Genomic DNA, 16,606 nt, shown 5'->3' with positions numbered 1-16,606 from the left:
ACAGGGAGTAAAACAGAGGATAAAACGCGGAAAATCAGTGATAAAACAAAAAAATACGCCCCTAACACACAGGGTAGAGGCGTATATAATCGAAATTATGCGGACAACAGCTTATTCATACGGCGAATAAACTGATTTGGGTCTTCCAGCGTGCCACGTTCAGCCAGCAGCGCCTGATCCAGTAACAGGTCAATCCATTCAGCGAATTGTTCGTTATCACCCACATCGGATGCGCGTTTGACCAGCGCATGCTCCGGATTCAGTTCGAAAATGTATTTCACGGCCGGAGCTTCCTGGCCTGCCGCGGCAAACAGTTTTGCCATCTGGGTGCTCATTTCATCAGCATCGGTGATAACGATAGCCGGCGTATCCGTCAGGCGGTGCGTCAGGCGCACATCCTTCACACGATCCCCCAGCAGCGTTTTCACGCGATCAACAAACGGCTCCAACTGCTTCTCAGCGGCCTTCTGTTCTTCGGTTTCATCCGCCAGTTTGTCCAACGCGTCGTCCGCCTTGCTGACAGATTGGAACGGCTTACCGTCAAACTCGGTCAGGTAGCTCATCATCCATTCGTCAATGCGATCGGACAGCAGCAGCACTTCGATGCCTTTCTTACGGAACAGCTCCAGGTGCGGGCTGCTCTTGGCGGCAGCATAGCTGTCAGCAGTGATGTAATAGATCTTTTCCTGCCCTTCTGCCATCCGGCCAACGTATTCTTCCAGCGAAACGGTTTGCGCCGAGCTGTCGCCGTGGGTCGAAGCAAAACGCAGCAGTTTGGCAATGGCTTCTTTGTTGCTGCCATCTTCCGCTGGGCCTTCTTTCAACACCAGACCGAACTGCTGCCAGAACTTCTGGTAGCCTTCAGCATCGTCTTTAGCCAGTTTTTCCAGCATCTGCAGTACACGCTTGGTCAGCGCACCGCGCAGGTTTTGCGTTACGCGGCTGTCTTGCAGAATTTCACGAGAAACGTTCAGCGGCAGATCGTTGGAATCTATCAGACCACGCACGAAACGCAGGTAATTCGGCATGAACTGCTCAGCGTCGTCCATGATGAATACGCGCTGCACATACAGCTTCAGACCGTGCTTGTGATCGCGGTTCCACATGTCCCAAGGTGCCTGTGCCGGGATATACAGCAGGCTGGTGTATTCCTGCTTACCTTCAACCCGGTTATGGCTCCAGCTCAGCGGATCGGTAAAATCGTGCGCGATGTGCTTGTAGAACTCTTTGTATTCTTCGTCGGTAACGTCAGCCTTGCCACGGGTCCACAAAGCCTGTGCTTTGTTGATTTTCTCCCAGGTAACGGTGCCGTCTTCTTCGTTTTTGGTTTCAATTTCAACAGGCAGTGCGATGTGATCGGAGTATTTGCCGATCACCGAACGCAGGCGCCAGGCATCGAGATACTCGTCTTCGCCTTCACGCAGATGCAGCGTGATTTCAGTACCGCGATCTTCTTTGCTAATGTCAGCAATGGTGTAATCACCTTCACCAACAGACTCCCAGAACACGCCCTGATCAGCAGCAGCGCCGGCAGCGCGGGTGCGAACGGTCACTTTATCCGCCACGATGAACGCGGAGTAGAAGCCCACGCCGAACTGGCCGATCAGTTGGCTGTCTTTAGCCTGATCAGAGCCGATAGATTCCAGGAAGGCCTTGGTACCTGATTTGGCGATAGTACCCAGGTTTTCAATCACTTCTTCGCGGCTCATACCAATGCCGTTGTCAGCAATGGTCAACGTACGTTTGTCTTTATCGAAGGACAGGCGTACACGCAGCTCACCGTCACCTTCATACAGCTCAGGTGTGGACAATGCACGGAAACGCAGCTTGTCGGCGGCGTCTGAGGCATTGGAGATCAGCTCACGCAGGAAAATTTCTTTATTGGAGTACAGCGAATGAATCATCAAATGAAGCAGTTGTTTTACTTCAGACTGGAAACCACGGGTTTCTTGACCTTTCATACTCATTGATTACCTCAAAGACAATAGCTACCAAAATCGGACAATGAGGATCAAGTGGGGGTAAGGACGTTGTTTTTCAAGCGACTGGCGGGAAATTTTTGCAGAATAACTGACGGGGCCAGATAGCCCCGTCAGAGGAAAACATTAAAACTTAATGACGTGGCGACCTGCCAATGAATGTGACAGCGTGGTGCCGTCAACCATCTCGAGTTCGCCACCCACCGGCACGCCGTGGGCAATGCGGCTGGCAACCACACCATACTGACCACACATCTCGGCAATATAGTTGGCAGTAGCCTCACCTTCCACCGTTGGGTTGGTGGCCAGGATCACTTCGGTAATGCTTTCTTTTTCCAGCCGTTGCTCCAGCCGATCCAAACCGATATCGCCAGGCCCAATGCCGTCCATCGGCGACAAGTGGCCCATCAGCACAAAGTAGCGCCCGGCGAACTGACCGGTCTGCTCAATGGCGTGAATATCAGCCGGGCTTTCCACCACACAGATCTGGCCGTTTTGCTGACGGCGCGGATTGGCGCAGATGGTGCAAATATCTTGCTCGGTGAACGTGCGGCAATCGGCACAATGACCGATTTCCGACATGGCACGGGTCAGCGCCTGCGCCAGGCGCATTCCACCGCTGCGATCGCGCTGCAACAACTGGAATGCCATGCGTTGCGCCGATTTAGGGCCTACGCCCGGCAGACAACGCAACGCCTCCATCAGTGTTTCAAGGAGCGGGCTGGTTTGCATCAGAACGGCATCTTAAAGCCAGGTGGCAGTTGCATGCCATTGGACACGGATGCCATCTTCTCTTTCTGGGTTTCGTCGATACGACGTGCTGCATCGTTGATCGCCGCAGCGATCAGATCTTCCAGCATATCTTTGTCGTCTTCCATCAGGCTCGGATCGATCTCCACACGACGGCAGTTGTGCGCGCCATTGATGGTGACTTTCACCAGGCCAGCACCAGATTCGCCCGTCACTTCCAATTTGGCGACTTCTTCCTGCATCTGCTGCATTTTTTCTTGCATTTGCTGGGCTTGCTTCATCAGGTTGCCCAGACCGCCTTTACCAAACATAGTCGTCTCTCGTCGCTAGGGCCGCGCACTTTACGCGGCGTTTAAATGGGGCGAATACTCTCTTCATCCAGATCCGCGTCAAAGAAACGGCGCAGCGTCTGGATATTGGTATCCGCAACGATCGACTGACGCGCCTGCGCCAGTTTTTCTTCATAAATGGCTTGTCGCCACTCCAGCGGAGTCCGCTCCGCTGGATTATCGTCTTCCACCACGGTCAACTCAACCGGGCTGCCATACAGCTCGCTGAGCGCATCAGTCAGCACCTTCTGCGCCGATGGCGAGTTCAGGTGACGCTGCGACGACCGCAGATGGAGACAAATCTTACCCGGTTCCAGCTGTTGTTTAACCGCGTTTAATGCCAGTTGCTGTACCAGTTTCGGAATTTTTAGCTTATCGATTTCCGCGGCCCAAGTATCGCGCTCCAACGACTCAACCACCAGCTTAGCTGACAGTTCAGGCGTTTTCTCATGCTCAAGCGCGGTACGCAGTGCTTTTGGCGTAGCCAGCGGCTCCGGTTCGGCCTCTGGCTCGGTTAATGCTCGCCAGCGGTAAGCTTCCGGCTTGGCCGGTTTTTCCTGCACGATCTTTTCCGCCTGGCGCTGCTGGCTGCGCTCAGTCACGGAAGCCAACCGCTCCAGTGCTGAGTTTGCCGGCCGCGCTTTTCCAGGCGCCGCCGGTTCACTCTTTTTTGGTGTGGATGCTCCCTGCTGCCGTAGCAGTTGGGTTCGCGCCTTTAATAATTGCGCGGTGGCATCCGGTAAATGCGCCGGTTGATTGTTCTGCGGTGCAGCCTGCCCTAACGGCGGTGGCGCATCCTGAAACTGTTGTGGTTGCGCCAGTTGAGACTGGGGCTGTGTCAATTGCACGGGTGCCGTCTGCACCATCGCGACCGGCTCTGGAATCACCGCTTTCGGGTGAAACGCCAGCGCACGCAGCAGGGTCATTTCAACCCCCATACGGCGATCCGGTGCAAAAGCCAGCTCTTTACGCCCGACCAGCAGCGTTTGGTAATAAAGTTGCACGTCTGTCGGCGGCAAAGTACGCGCTAACTCACGCAGCCGCTGTTCGATAGCGGCGTAATGGTTGTCCAGCACCGATGGCAGCAGTTGCACCATCGCGATACGGTGCAGCAATGCCAACGTTTCGACTAGCAGATTTTCCCAATCGACACCGCGCGAAGCGGCCTGCGCTACCTGTGCCATCACCTTTTCACCATCGGCACTCACCAACGCCTCGAGGATAGCCAGTGGCTGTTCGTCGTCGAGTGTGCCAAGCATCTGGCTAACCGTGGCGGTGGTTACCTGCCCCTGCCCCATGGCAATCGCCTGGTCAGTGAGGCTCAATGCATCGCGCATGCTACCGTCAGCGGCGCGCGCTAAAAGCTGCAATGCACGTTGATCGCTGGTGATGTGTTCTGCTTGCAGTACCGTTTCCAACTGGCTGCGGATTTGGTCGACATCCAACGCCTTGAGATGGAATTGCAAACAACGTGACAGTATGGTCACAGGCAATTTTTGCGGATCAGTGGTTGCCAGCAGGAATTTGACGTGTGCAGGTGGCTCTTCCAGCGTTTTCAACAGCGCATTGAAGCTGTGGCGCGAGAGCATGTGCACTTCGTCAATCAGGTAAACCTTGAAGCGGCCACGGGCGGGCGCATACTGGACGTTATCGAGCAGATCGCGGGTATCTTCCACCTTGGTTCTGGACGCGGCATCAATCTCGATCAGATCGACAAAACGCCCCTGCTCAATCTCGCGGCAGTTATCGCATTGACCGCACGGTGTGGCGGTGATGCCGGTTTCACAGTTCAGGCCTTTGGCCAGCAGGCGCGCAATGGTGGTTTTACCCACGCCACGCGTTCCCGAGAACAGATAGGCGTGATGAATCCGCCCCAGCGAGAGGCCGTTAGCCAGCGCAGTCAGGACGTGTTCCTGTCCGACAACATCTGCAAACGTTTGAGGGCGCCACTTACGGGCAAGAACCTGATAGCTCATTAATACCGGAAAAGTCGAGTAATCTGGAGGGTCATGCTAACACAGCCTCGTGGCGATCCGCGAGGCTGTTTATCCCCATCATCTTTCGTGCCGCCGCGTTATGGGCAACATATGCACACGCCTGGCGGTGAGACAAAATCTATTGGGGATATAAATTTTAAATCAGTGGCCGGCGAAGTTGACCAGGCTGTAGCATTCGATACCCAAGCCGTTTAAACGCGCTTCACCGCCAAGATCCGGCAGGTTAATAATGAATGCTGCGTCTTTAACTTCACCACCCAAACGGCGGATCAGCTTGGCTGTCGCCTCAATGGTGCCACCTGTCGCCAGCAGATCGTCAACCACCAGCACTTTATCACCCGCGTTGATAGCATCGGTGTGGATTTCCAGCTTGTCAGTACCGTATTCCAGCTCATAGCTTTCGCTGAGGGTCGCACGCGGCAGCTTGCCTGGTTTACGTACAGGTACAAAACCCACGCCCAGCGCCAACGCAACCGGAGCACCAAATAGGAAACCACGCGCTTCGGTGCCCACCACTTTGGTGACGCCCGCTTCGCGGAAGCGCTCAACCAGTAATTCAATACTGGCAGCATAGGCCAGCGGGTTTTCCAGCAGGCTGGTGACGTCACGGAACAGTATGCCCGGCTTAGGGTAGTCCGGAATGGTTTTGATACTGTCTTTAATAAACTGAAGCTGCTGTGCAGTAGCGGTCATAATTATTGCCTGATAAAACTGCCTAATGACTTGCACGCAGGTCGTCTGAAACCCAATCCCGCGATAAACAGGAAATGGGGAGCACCCCGCGCACGAAAACGCCCAAATCTATGCAAACTGGCGGACAAATGCAACTGTCGCCTGCATCTTTCAAGCTGCAGCCTAAAAGCTACTGACTATCATAAGCCACAATCAGCGCTGTTTTTGTTGCGGCAGGTCAACAACAGGTAGACGCAGCATAAAGGCCAGCAGAATGGCCAACATCAATAATAATAACCCGCGTACCCACCAGATTTTCACCAACCATAGCGAAACCGCAAAGGTTAGCACGATCACCAACACGGCCTTCCATTTGGCCCCAGGCGGTAACGCACGATGCTGCTGCCAATGACGCAGATAAGACCCGAACCATGAACGGTACAGTAACCAAGAGTGGAATCGCGGCGACGAACGGGCAAAACACCAAGCGGCCAGCAACAGGAACGGCGTCGTCGGTAATAACGGCAATACCACGCCCAGCGTTGCCAGCACTACCGCCAGCCAACCGAGGATAATCAATAACCAACGTGTCATGTCACTCCTTCATCCTTGGACCTGTTGGCGGCTACTTTACCACCGGCATCTGCCGCATCGCCAGCCACTGCAACCGGAATATGCGCGTGGCGCTTGTTTCACGGCGTGATCGCGGGCAAGCTGAACCCAATCTCATTGTTATGGAGCCAACGTGAGCACTCAGCGTCTTTTACACGTGTTAGAACAACAGATCACGGTTCTTGCCGGCGAAATCACACCGCGCGGCGATGCCCCTATTCCGCAGGCACGCTTTGACGCAGCGCTGTTTTCCAACCGCGGCACACGTCTGCGCGATTACCTGACAGAAGTGCAAAAGAACTTTACCCAATTGCAGACCGCTGCCAACGACAAACGCACGACGCAGGTTGCCTTTCTGGCCGAGCGGCTGGTAGCACAGATCACCGCTCTGCAGCGCGAGCTTGCGACTCAAGCTCTGCGCCGCAAGAATCAACCCAAGGAAGTGGCGGCAGTCGATTTGTATCACAAGCTGGCCGAGCATCAGGATTATGAGCGCCGAATCATTGCAATGATTCAAGATCGGGAAAGTCTTTTAGGAAGACAAACGACGCTGGCTGCACAGCAAAAACTACAACATGAACTCGCGGCGCTGGAAGGTCGATTGATGCGTTGCCGCCAAGCATTGGCGCGCATTGAACGCAGTATTGAGCGCAAAGAAAACGGTTTTTGAAGATTTATCACAATATTTTAATGATTATTCCCCTCCGAGGATCTTGTTCACTATACTCAGCCGAAGCGAAGCATCACTCATTCATCTCAATTAAAACGTGGGTTTTATGTCTCTAGAAAATGCCTCACCAGAACTGCAACTGGCGGTAGATCTGATTTACCTGTTGGAATGCAATGAGATCGATCCAGCCACCGCACTGGCGGCGTTGGATATCGTCAAACGGGATTATCAGGAAAAGCTGCAACGCAATGGTGTGACCTCTCCCTACCTGCCTGTCGGGCAATAAAAAGGGTTCAGCCTGCGCTGAACCCTTGATTCTCATCCCACTATCCTGCCGATACTCCACCTTCTCCCGGTGACAGTGTCCGTTTGACTTCCTGCACCTCATTGCCCTGCTGGTTGTGCAAGTACACTTCAAGCTGGTTGAAAGCAATATTGATGTCGTTCTCACGACACAGGCGTTCGATCGAACGGTTCAGTTCGTCAACGGTATAGCTGCGGTCACGCAATTCCCGGACATAAAGACGCAGTTCATGGTCCAGCGTGCTGGCACCAAAATTAAGGAAGAATACCTGCGGTTCTGGATCGGTCATTACCCGCGGATTATCGTGCGCTGCCTTTAACAACACCGCTTTCACCTTATCCAGATCTGAACCATAAGCCACACCGACTTTGATCAATACACGGGTGATGGTGTCTGACAGAGACCAGTTGATCAACCGCTCGGTCACAAACGCTTTGTTCGGGATGATCACCTCTTTGCGGTCAAAGTCGGTGATGGTCGTGGCGCGAATGCGAATTTTACTGACCGAACCGGAGAAGCTACCGATAGTAATGGTGTCGCCGATGCGGATCGGCCGTTCGAACAGGATGATCAAGCCAGAGACAAAGTTGGCGAAAATCTCCTGCAGACCGAACCCTAACCCTACGGTTAAACCGGCGGCCAACCACTGCAGTTTATCCCAAGAGACACCCAGCGACCCGAGTGCGGTCACAGCGCCCACGGTGGTAATCAGATAGGTCAGTATGGTCGTGACAGCGTAAGACGTCCCCTGCCGCAACTGCAGCCGTGACAACACCACCACTTCCAGTAAACCTGGCAGGTTGCGGGTCATGACGTAAGCGACGATCACCGCAGCTATCGCGACCATCATATTACCCAGCGTCACCGCCTGTGCCACGCTGCTGCCCGCAACGGTCGCGGTATAATGCCAGAGCGTGATGCTGTCCAGATACGAAATCACCGTCACCAGATCCGACCAAATACCGTACAGAGCGCTGGCGAAGATAATAAATAGCACCATAGTGGTCAGACGCAGCGATTGTTCGTTGATCTGATCGAGCGCCAAAGGTGGCTCTTCAACCGGCTCGACCCCTTCTGCCCCCTCTTTCTCTTTCGCCAAACTCTGACGGCGAGCCAACGCACGCCGATATGCCAGCCGCCGCGCCGCAACGCTCAAACCGCGAATAGCGGTCAGATAAACAATGTTCCACAGGAAGAATAAATAGAGACTGTCGATCCAGCGGCCAGCAAGGCGCAGTGTGGTGTAGAAGTAACCGGCGAACATCAACCCGAGCAAAATCAGCGGCGTCGCTGCAATAGCAGTGACGATCACTAACCGCACCGCATGTGAGCCTTTCTCACGCCAACTGTCGCGACACATTGGGAACACCAGCACGGCTAACAGCGCCAATGTCAGCATCACCACCACCTGGCCAATAACATCTTCCACCAGTCGTAACGGCGCTTTCTCACCCAGCACTGACCAGAAGATTAACGGCAGTAGCGCCAGGCCCAAGCGCACCGTCTGACGACGATAGTGCGCACAGAGTTCAACAGAAAAGTTGAAATGCCGCTCGCTGATGCCGCCACGCGCCAATAGACGATAGGTAAAGCCGAAAACCAGCCAGAACATCGCTAACTGCTGCGAGAGTGCCCAAATAAAGTCACTGAGGCCAATATCTGTCCGGTAACACCAGAAACCGGCGCCGAGCAATAGCGCCGAACCTGGTAATACCTTCAACAGGGTCAAAATAATGGCTTTCGGCGTATGCAATTGGCTATCGCGCTTTAACTGCCCGACATCATTCGCCAGTTTCTGCAAATGATTGTCGATCAGCTTATAGCGCCAACGTAGCAAACCCAGTAACAGCAACAGCGGGATAAGGATGACTAATGAATTCAACCCACCTTGCAGCATTTTGCCGATGTCTATTTTGAAATCGAGCGCGGCAATTTGATCTTTGACCGCCCCCGGCAATGCTTTCAACCATGCCAAATCGACCGGCTTATTGCTGTTTACCCAGAAAATCTGCTGGGTTAGCGTATCTCGTAGCGAGGTGTTAACACTGGTCAACTGTTGCTGGTTGATCTGTAAGCTGATCGATTGTGCCAACTGATTGCTGAGCTGTTTATTCAACTGATCCAACAGCTCACGCCGCATATCGACGATTTCATTCAAGGCATCAAGCACGTCCGCACTGGCTTTTTCTTTACTATCGGCGACCAACTTATTGATGTAATCATCACCCTTGAACAGATCGTCACGCTGCTGGTTGATATCAAATTGCTCCAGACGGAGATCGGCAATGCGTGTCCCCATATCAGCCACCAGCGTTCCCTGCGGCAGACTTTGTTGCTGCTGATACAAAATGCGCGACAACACCAGGCTGCCTTTCAGTACCTGGATTTGTTCCTTCAGATTGCGTTCCGCCTGCAAGCCACGATCGAGCCAGTTCTTCACCCGAATATTCTGTTGGAACAACACGTTGCTCTCTTCAGTCGCCGCGATCAGCCGTTGACTAAGTTGCCGGTTAACATCCAGCTCTTTGCTGACCAACTGATCATGCTGAATATCTGTCGCATCTTCCGGATTCTGTGCTTCTTTCGCGGTTTTTTCCGATAACGTCAACCGCTTACTGTTGACCACCTCTTGCAGTAGCTGCACGTTATGGTCCAGTGCATCAATGTGCCCGGTGGTGTAATCCCGCTGCTTCTGCAACAGATCCTGCAAGGTGGTGTTGGCTTCCAGACTTTTTCGCTGTAGATCAATTTGCGCGTTGAGCAACGTCTGTTCAGTTGCCAGCATCACCAACTGGCTGTCGCGCAATGAACTCTGGCCCGGCGTTTGGTCATTGATTTGGTTGCGGATTTCCTGCAGGCGCTGCGAAGCAGTATACATACTGCTTTGTACCCGCTCTGGCTGGGTCTGCAATGAAACCAGTTGGCTGTTATAAGTCGACAGGTTTTCTTGCGCCGTCTGCAAGTCGTCAAGCGTCTGATAGAGTCGGGTTTCTAACTGGCGTAGCGAAAGCGGCAACAGTTCAGCTCTGGCAGCCGCACTGTCTACCGGCACTTTCAACGCCTCTAGATCAGCGGTCACCTGCCGTAATTTGCCCGGAGCCAATTGCAGTTGCTGTTTAAGCTGGGCCCCATCTTGTTTGGTGCGTTCGATTGCATCCAACAGTTCAAGCGTACGGGTCAAATCCTGCTGGGTCAGTTTATTCACCGGCGTCAGCGTTTTTTGCTTATTCAACGCATCCAGTTGGCTTTGAATTTCGCTGCGAGACGGTAGATCGCCATTCAGCGCAGCATAGGCCGTGGGCTGGCAGACCGCGCAAACCGCGATCAACAAAAATAGGACAAGCGTGCGGCAGAGATCCACACCAAGGAACGAGGGTAACGCTGAAAAAGGGCGTTTAACTAACCTGCGATGCATGATTTAGCTTCGAATCAATAAAGAAGCAGAAAGATTATCACGATCGCAGATAGCCAAAGAATAAGAAAAGCATTGCTGGTGATGTACAGATGTACCGGAATCAGAACGTCAGCACTTTCTCGGCCGCCAGCGTCCACTGCGCCAACTCAACCAACGTGCCGATCTCTACGCCGTCAGCCAGCGGTAACCGGCTAACCCCCCGCGCATCCGCGCAGGTTTTACACAGCTTCACCGGTACCTGCTGTGCAGTGAGAATTTCCAGCATCTGCTGCAAATGGTAGCCTTCATGCGGCTGTTGCCCAGCGAGGCCGGCGACCACCGCATCAGACATCAGGAACAGTTTCAGATCGAGATCGGTTTGCTGTTCTTTCAGCGCAATCGCCAGGCGTAATGCATTAAATAACGATTCGTGACCATAGGCGGCGCCATTGGCGATCAACACAACAGATGACATAGTGCTTCTCCTATAAAGGATGACTTTCGACGCTGCACGGCAGTGCCGCCAGCTCTTCCGGCTTGATACGCAAGGTTGGGCTAAACTGGGCCATTTCGAGGAAAGAATCTATCAGCATCGTGGCTTCTGCTTTCAAGTCAAAGCTCTCCGGCATAAACAGCCAGTTTTCCATCAGGCCGGTAATATAAGCGTGCAGGATGATCGCCGCACGGCGGGTATGTAAATCAGCAGGCAATTGGCCATGGCCCATACAGTCTCGCAGTACCGACTCGATGCGTTCGTAACCGGCCAGATACAGCACTTTACGTGCTTCCTGCAACGGCATCATTTCACCCACGAATTCGCACTTGTGGAAAACGATTTCCATCAGCGCTCTCCGGCGGCTGTCATCGACCGTAGCTGTCAGAATGTAAATCAGAATTTCTCGTAAAATACGCAGTGGATTCTCGGGGAACTTTGCCTGATACTCTAGTTCGAGATCGCCTATTTTCGACTCTGATAATTCCCAAACTTCGTTAAACAGGTCTACCTTGTTCTTGAAGTGCCAATAAATTGCACCACGCGTAACCCCGGCAGCGGTGGCAATATCTGTCAGTGACGTTGCAGAAACGCCACGTTCAGAGAATTCTTGCACCGCAGCATCAAGTATGTGCTGTCGAGTTTCTAGCGCCTGCTGTTTGGTTTTTCGTGCCATGACGTTGTTTTTTCGGGGGAGTGTGATTTACATACATTCGCGTATGTATGTACCATAGCACGCACATATAATTAACGCAGCAATGGGTTTTAAAGCTTGTGATCCATTGATCATTTTGAAATCGGACACTTGAGGTTTTTCTATGAACAAAAACAGAGGGTTAACGCCTCTGGCGGCAGTTCTGATGCTTTCAGGCAGCTTAATGCTTACAGGATGTAACGATAAAGAAACCCAACAGCAAGGCGCCCAACAACCGGCTCCCGAAGTGGGTGTAGTGACATTGAAGGCAGAGCCTCTCAACATTACTACCGATCTTCCTGGCCGTACCGCTGCGTATCGTATCGCCGAAGTTCGCCCTCAGGTCAGCGGTATTATCCTGAAACGCAACTTTGTTGAAGGCAGTGATATCAAAGCAGGGTCTTCCCTGTATCAGATCGATCCTGCCACCTATCAGGCAAGCTATGACAGTGCCAAAGGCGATTTGGCCAAAGCACAGGCAAGCGCATCGATCGCGCGCGTCACGGTAAACCGCTACAAACCATTGCTGGGTACCAGTTACATCAGTAAGCAAGATTACGATACCGCTGTCTCCACGTTGCAGCAGGCAGAAGCCGCAGTAGTCGCTGCAAAAGCCGCAGTGGAAACCGCACGCATCAACCTGGCTTACACCAAAGTGACTTCACCGATCTCCGGACGTATCGGCAAATCTGCCGTAACTGAAGGTGCGCTGGTGACTAACGGCCAGACCACTGCACTGTCCACCGTGCAGCAACTTGATCCGATGTACGTTGACGTCACACAGTCGAGCAACGATTTCCTGCGTCTGAAGCAAGAACTGGCCAGCGGTGCGCTGAAACAGGAAAACGGTAAGGCCAAGGTGAAACTGCTGCTGGAAAACGGTGCGCAATACGAGCAAGAAGGCACGCTGGAATTCTCTGACGTCACAGTTGATGAAACCACGGGCTCCATCACTATTCGCGCCGTGTTCCCGAACCCGAACGATATCCTGCTGCCGGGCATGTTCGTTCGTGCGCGTCTGGATGAAGGTGTACGTAGCGATGCGTTGCTGGTACCACAACAGGGTGTAACACGTAATCCACGTGGCGAAGCTACCGCGCTGGTCGTGGGCGCTGACGACAAAGTCGAATTGCGCACACTGAAAGCGGATCAGGCGATTGGCGACAAATGGCTGGTTACCGACGGTTTGAAAGCCGGCGACCGCGTGATTGTCACCGGTCTGATGAAAGCCCGCCCAGGCGCTCAGGTAAAAGTGCAGGAAGTTGACACTCAGGCGCAAAAGCAGCCGCAGTCTGAAGCGCAGAAGTCATAAAAAGGAGCCGGTAAGACATGGCTAAGTTCTTTATAGATCGCCCGATTTTCGCCTGGGTAATCGCCATCATCGTCATGTTGGCGGGGGTGCTTGCAATAATGAAACTGCCTATTGCGCAGTATCCAACTATTGCACCACCAGCGGTCAGTATTTCCGCAAACTATCCAGGCGCGGATGCAAAAACGGTGCAGGATACCGTCACTCAGATTATCGAACAGAATATGAACGGTATCGATAATCTGATGTACATGTCCTCCACCAGTGACTCCTCTGGTAGCGTCACCATTACATTGACATTTAACTCTGGCACCGACCCTGATATCGCACAGGTTCAGGTTCAGAACAAATTGTCACTGGCTACACCGCTGCTGCCACAAGAAGTACAGCAGCAGGGCCTGAAAGTTGAAAAATCGAGCAGCAGCTTCCTGATGGTTGCTGGCTTCATTTCCGACGATCCGAGCATGACTCAGGACGATATCGCGGACTATGTAGCCTCTAACATCAAAGACCCTATCAGCCGTTCATCCGGTGTGGGTGAAGTGCAACTGTTTGGTGCCCAGTACGCCATGCGCATCTGGTTGGATCCAAACAAGCTGAACAATTTCCAACTGACCACGACGGACGTAACGTCCGCCATCACCGAGCAGAACAACCAGATTGCCGCAGGGCAATTGGGTGGGATGCCACCGGTGCCAGGTCAACAACTTAACGCATCAATCATTGCGCAGACCCGTCTGACCTCTCCAGAAGAGTTCGGTAAAATTCTGCTGAAGGTGAATGCTGACGGTTCTCAGGTTCGCTTGAGAGATGTCGCACACATTGAACGTGGTGCGGAAAGCTATGCCGTTACCGCGCGTTATAACGGTAAACCGGCTGCTGGCTTGGGTATCAAACTGGCTACAGGCGCCAACGCCCTGAACACCGCGAAAGCGGTTAAAGACGCGCTGACCAAGATGCAACCTTTCTTCCCTCAAGGGATGAAAGTGGTTTACCCGTACGACACGACCCCGTTCGTTAAAATCTCAATTAACGAAGTGGTAAAAACGCTGATCGAAGCCATCATCCTGGTGTTCCTGGTGATGTATTTGTTCCTGCAGAACTTCCGTGCAACGCTGATCCCAACGATTGCGGTACCGGTAGTATTGCTGGGGACCTTTGCGATTCTCGCGGCGTTTGGCTTCTCGATAAACACCCTGACGATGTTCGGCATGGTGCTGGCGATAGGCTTGTTGGTGGATGACGCCATCGTGGTGGTAGAGAACGTCGAGCGTGTGATGTCCGAAGAGGGACTCCCGCCGAAAGAAGCCACCAAGAAATCGATGGAGCAGATTCAGGGCGCGTTGGTCGGTATTGCCATGGTGCTGTCAGCGGTATTCGTACCAATGGCATTCTTTGGCGGCTCAACGGGTGCTATCTACCGTCAGTTCTCCATCACTATCGTTTCTGCGATGGCACTGTCAGTACTGGTTGCGTTGATCCTGACACCAGCACTGTGCGCCACCATGCTCAAACCTGTGCCGAAGGGCGATCACGGGGTTAAAACCGGCTTCTTCGGTTGGTTTAACCGCATGTTCGAAAAGAGCACCCACCACTACACCGACAGCGTCGCGGGCATTCTGCGCAGCACTGGTCGTTATCTGGTGATCTACCTGCTGATCGTTGTAGGTATGGGGCTATTGTTCCTGCGTCTGCCTTCTTCGTTCCTGCCGGACGAAGACCAGGGCATATTGCTGACCATGGTACAGTTGCCAGCGGGTGCCACCGAAGCGCGTACCTCTAAGGTACTGGAAGAAGTCACCGACTACTTCCTGACCAAAGAAAAAGATAACGTCGTTTCTGTGTTTACCGTTGCGGGCTTCGGCTTTAACGGTAATGGTCAGAACAACGGTCTGTCGTTCGTCAGCCTGAAAGACTGGTCCGAGCGTAAAGGTGAACAGAATAAAGTGCCGGCGATTGCAGGCCGCGCCATGGGTGCGTTCTCGCAAATTAAAGACGGCTTGGTATTCCCGTTTAACTTGCCAGCGATTATCGAATTGGGTACCGCGACCGGTTTCGACTTCCAGCTGATTGACCAGGGTGGCCTGGGGCATGAAAAACTGACCGAAGCACGTAACCAGTTGTTGGGTATGGCAGCCAAGCATCCGGACTTACTGGTGGGCATGCGTCCAAACGGTTTGGAAGATACGCCGCAGTTCAAGCTGATTATCGACCAAGAGAAAGCCAAGGCGCTGGGTGTTAGCATCACCACCATTAACAGCACGCTGACAACGGCACTGGGTGGTTCATACGTTAACGACTTCATCGACCGCGGTCGTGTGAAGAAAGTATACGTGCAGGCTGACGCACCGTTCCGTATGTTGCCAGAAGACATCAACAAATGGTTTGTTCGTGGCACTAGCGGCCAGATGGTTCCGTTCTCCGCCTTCGCTTCCGCGAAATGGGAATACGGTTCACCACGTCTGGAACGTTATAACGGCCTGCCTTCCATGGAAATTCTGGGTCAGGCTGCACCGGGTAAGAGTACCGGTGAAGCAATGAACATGATGGAAGAGTTGGCTTCGAAACTGCCGAGCGGCATTGGTTATGACTGGACCGGTATGTCCTATCAGGAACGTCTGTCCGGTAACCAGGCTCCTGCGCTGTATGCCATCTCGATTCTGGTGGTGTTCCTGTGTCTGGCTGCATTGTATGAAAGCTGGTCAATTCCGTTCTCGGTTATGCTGGTTCTGCCACTGGGGGTTATCGGTGCGCTGTTGGCAGCCACGATGCGCGGCCTGAACAACGACGTGTACTTCCAGGTGGGGCTGTTGACCACCATAGGTCTGTCAGCGAAGAACGCCATATTGATTGTGGAATTCGCCAAAGACCTGATGGATAAAGAAGGCAAAGGTCTGATAGAAGCCACATTAGAAGCGGTACGTATGCGTCTTCGTCCGATTCTGATGACTTCACTGGCATTCATCCTCGGGGTACTACCGCTGGTTATCAGTAGCGGTGCAGGCTCCGGTGCACAGAACGCAGTAGGTACCGGCGTTATGGGCGGGATGATCACCGCAACCGTTCTGGCCATCTTCTTTGTTCCGGTCTTCTTCGTGGTGGTTCGCCGTCGCTTCAGCAAGAAGTCTGAGGATGTAGAACACAGCCATCCGGTCGAGCATCACTGATAACACAGTGACCGCTTACCTCTGAATACAAAGGCCGCTTATGCGGCCTTTTTTTTGGTGGCAAACACCCGAAAAACGGGGTTTTCGGATGTTTGGAGTAAACCAGAGACAATATCCTTTGTTTATTGCAGCGCGTAAGTCGTTGCTTTAACCACAAGTCACTTCCTCCGTAATCTTAGGCCGCTTATGCGGCCTTTTTCTTTTGCTTCATCCGCTTAATGCAAATCGCTCTCATT

At 53.1% G+C, this 16,606-nt stretch carries 13 protein-coding genes and 1 other annotated feature; of the genes, 4 read left to right on the top strand and 9 right to left on the bottom strand.

Features of this window, described 5'->3' with window-relative positions:
- Positions 1 to 95: 95 nt before the first annotated feature.
- The 6 genes from htpG to SGR01S_RS05710 form a co-directional block, all read right to left on the bottom strand.
- Entirely contained in the window at positions 96 to 1,961 is a 1,866-nt protein-coding gene (gene htpG / locus SGR01S_RS05735; protein WP_037425216.1) for a molecular chaperone HtpG, read from the bottom strand.
- Positions 1,962 to 2,105: 144 nt separating this feature from the next.
- Positions 2,106 to 2,711 carry a recombination mediator RecR gene (gene recR / locus SGR01S_RS05730; protein WP_061806810.1) on the bottom strand — a complete coding sequence of 202 codons (606 nt, stop codon included), beginning with the start codon at positions 2,709 to 2,711 and terminating at the stop codon, positions 2,106 to 2,108.
- Positions 2,711 to 3,040: a YbaB/EbfC family nucleoid-associated protein gene (locus SGR01S_RS05725; protein ID WP_012005575.1), complete on the bottom strand. Its 330-nt coding sequence runs from the start codon at positions 3,038 to 3,040 to the stop codon at positions 2,711 to 2,713. Before SGR01S_RS05725 ends, recR begins: the two co-directional genes overlap by 1 nt.
- 41 nt (positions 3,041 to 3,081) lie before the next feature.
- Positions 3,082 to 5,034: a DNA polymerase III subunit gamma/tau gene (dnaX, locus tag SGR01S_RS05720; protein WP_061806809.1), complete on the bottom strand. Its 1,953-nt coding sequence runs from the start codon at positions 5,032 to 5,034 to the stop codon at positions 3,082 to 3,084.
- Positions 3,685 to 3,749, bottom strand: a sequence feature (DnaX frameshifting element). (Overlaps the previous gene by 65 nt.)
- 162 nt (positions 5,035 to 5,196) lie before the next feature.
- On the bottom strand, positions 5,197 to 5,748 hold the full coding sequence (gene apt / locus SGR01S_RS05715; RefSeq protein ID WP_037425226.1) for an adenine phosphoribosyltransferase: 552 nt from the start codon (positions 5,746 to 5,748) through the stop codon (positions 5,197 to 5,199).
- Positions 5,749 to 5,940: 192 nt separating this feature from the next.
- Positions 5,941 to 6,321 carry a DUF454 family protein gene (locus tag SGR01S_RS05710; protein WP_061806808.1) on the bottom strand — a complete coding sequence of 127 codons (381 nt, stop codon included), beginning with the start codon at positions 6,319 to 6,321 and terminating at the stop codon, positions 5,941 to 5,943.
- Positions 6,322 to 6,472: 151 nt separating this feature from the next.
- Here SGR01S_RS05710 and priC point away from each other — a divergent pair, with 151 nt between their 5' ends.
- Positions 6,473 to 7,009, top strand: coding sequence for a primosomal replication protein PriC (priC, locus tag SGR01S_RS05705; protein ID WP_037425301.1), 537 nt, complete (start codon positions 6,473 to 6,475; stop codon positions 7,007 to 7,009).
- A gap of 106 nt (positions 7,010 to 7,115) precedes the next feature.
- Positions 7,116 to 7,295 (top strand): pleiotropic regulatory protein RsmS, encoded by a 180-nt coding sequence (rsmS, locus tag SGR01S_RS05700; protein WP_020825528.1) that lies wholly within the window; start codon positions 7,116 to 7,118, stop codon positions 7,293 to 7,295.
- Between the two features lie 40 nt (positions 7,296 to 7,335).
- Here the strand turns inward: rsmS and mscK are convergent, their stop codons facing one another.
- The 3 genes from mscK to acrR form a co-directional block, all read right to left on the bottom strand.
- On the bottom strand, positions 7,336 to 10,728 hold the full coding sequence (gene mscK, locus SGR01S_RS05695) for a mechanosensitive channel MscK (protein ID WP_061806807.1): 3,393 nt from the start codon (positions 10,726 to 10,728) through the stop codon (positions 7,336 to 7,338).
- Positions 10,729 to 10,828: 100 nt separating this feature from the next.
- Positions 10,829 to 11,182 carry a DsrE/DsrF/TusD sulfur relay family protein gene (locus SGR01S_RS05690; protein ID WP_037425236.1) on the bottom strand — a complete coding sequence of 118 codons (354 nt, stop codon included), beginning with the start codon at positions 11,180 to 11,182 and terminating at the stop codon, positions 10,829 to 10,831.
- Positions 11,183 to 11,192: 10 nt separating this feature from the next.
- Positions 11,193 to 11,876: a multidrug efflux transporter transcriptional repressor AcrR gene (acrR, locus tag SGR01S_RS05685; protein ID WP_061806806.1), complete on the bottom strand. Its 684-nt coding sequence runs from the start codon at positions 11,874 to 11,876 to the stop codon at positions 11,193 to 11,195.
- A 142-nt stretch (positions 11,877 to 12,018) separates the two neighbouring features.
- Between acrR and sdeX the strand changes: the two genes are divergently transcribed.
- Both sdeX and sdeY read left to right on the top strand, forming a co-directional pair.
- Positions 12,019 to 13,206, top strand: a complete 1,188-nt coding sequence (gene sdeX / locus SGR01S_RS05680; protein ID WP_037425242.1) for a multidrug efflux RND transporter periplasmic adaptor subunit SdeX — start codon at positions 12,019 to 12,021, stop codon at positions 13,204 to 13,206.
- A 17-nt stretch (positions 13,207 to 13,223) separates the two neighbouring features.
- Positions 13,224 to 16,370: a multidrug efflux RND transporter permease subunit SdeY gene (sdeY, locus tag SGR01S_RS05675; protein WP_037425245.1), complete on the top strand. Its 3,147-nt coding sequence runs from the start codon at positions 13,224 to 13,226 to the stop codon at positions 16,368 to 16,370.
- Positions 16,371 to 16,606: the final 236 nt, after the last annotated feature.

This window comes from Serratia grimesii NBRC 13537 (assembly GCF_001590905.1).
In the GTDB taxonomy this organism is placed as follows: Bacteria; Pseudomonadota; Gammaproteobacteria; order Enterobacterales; family Enterobacteriaceae; genus Serratia; species Serratia grimesii.
The sequence above is the reverse complement of the archived record's forward strand: the minus strand, read 5'-3'. Positions and strand labels throughout refer to the sequence as shown.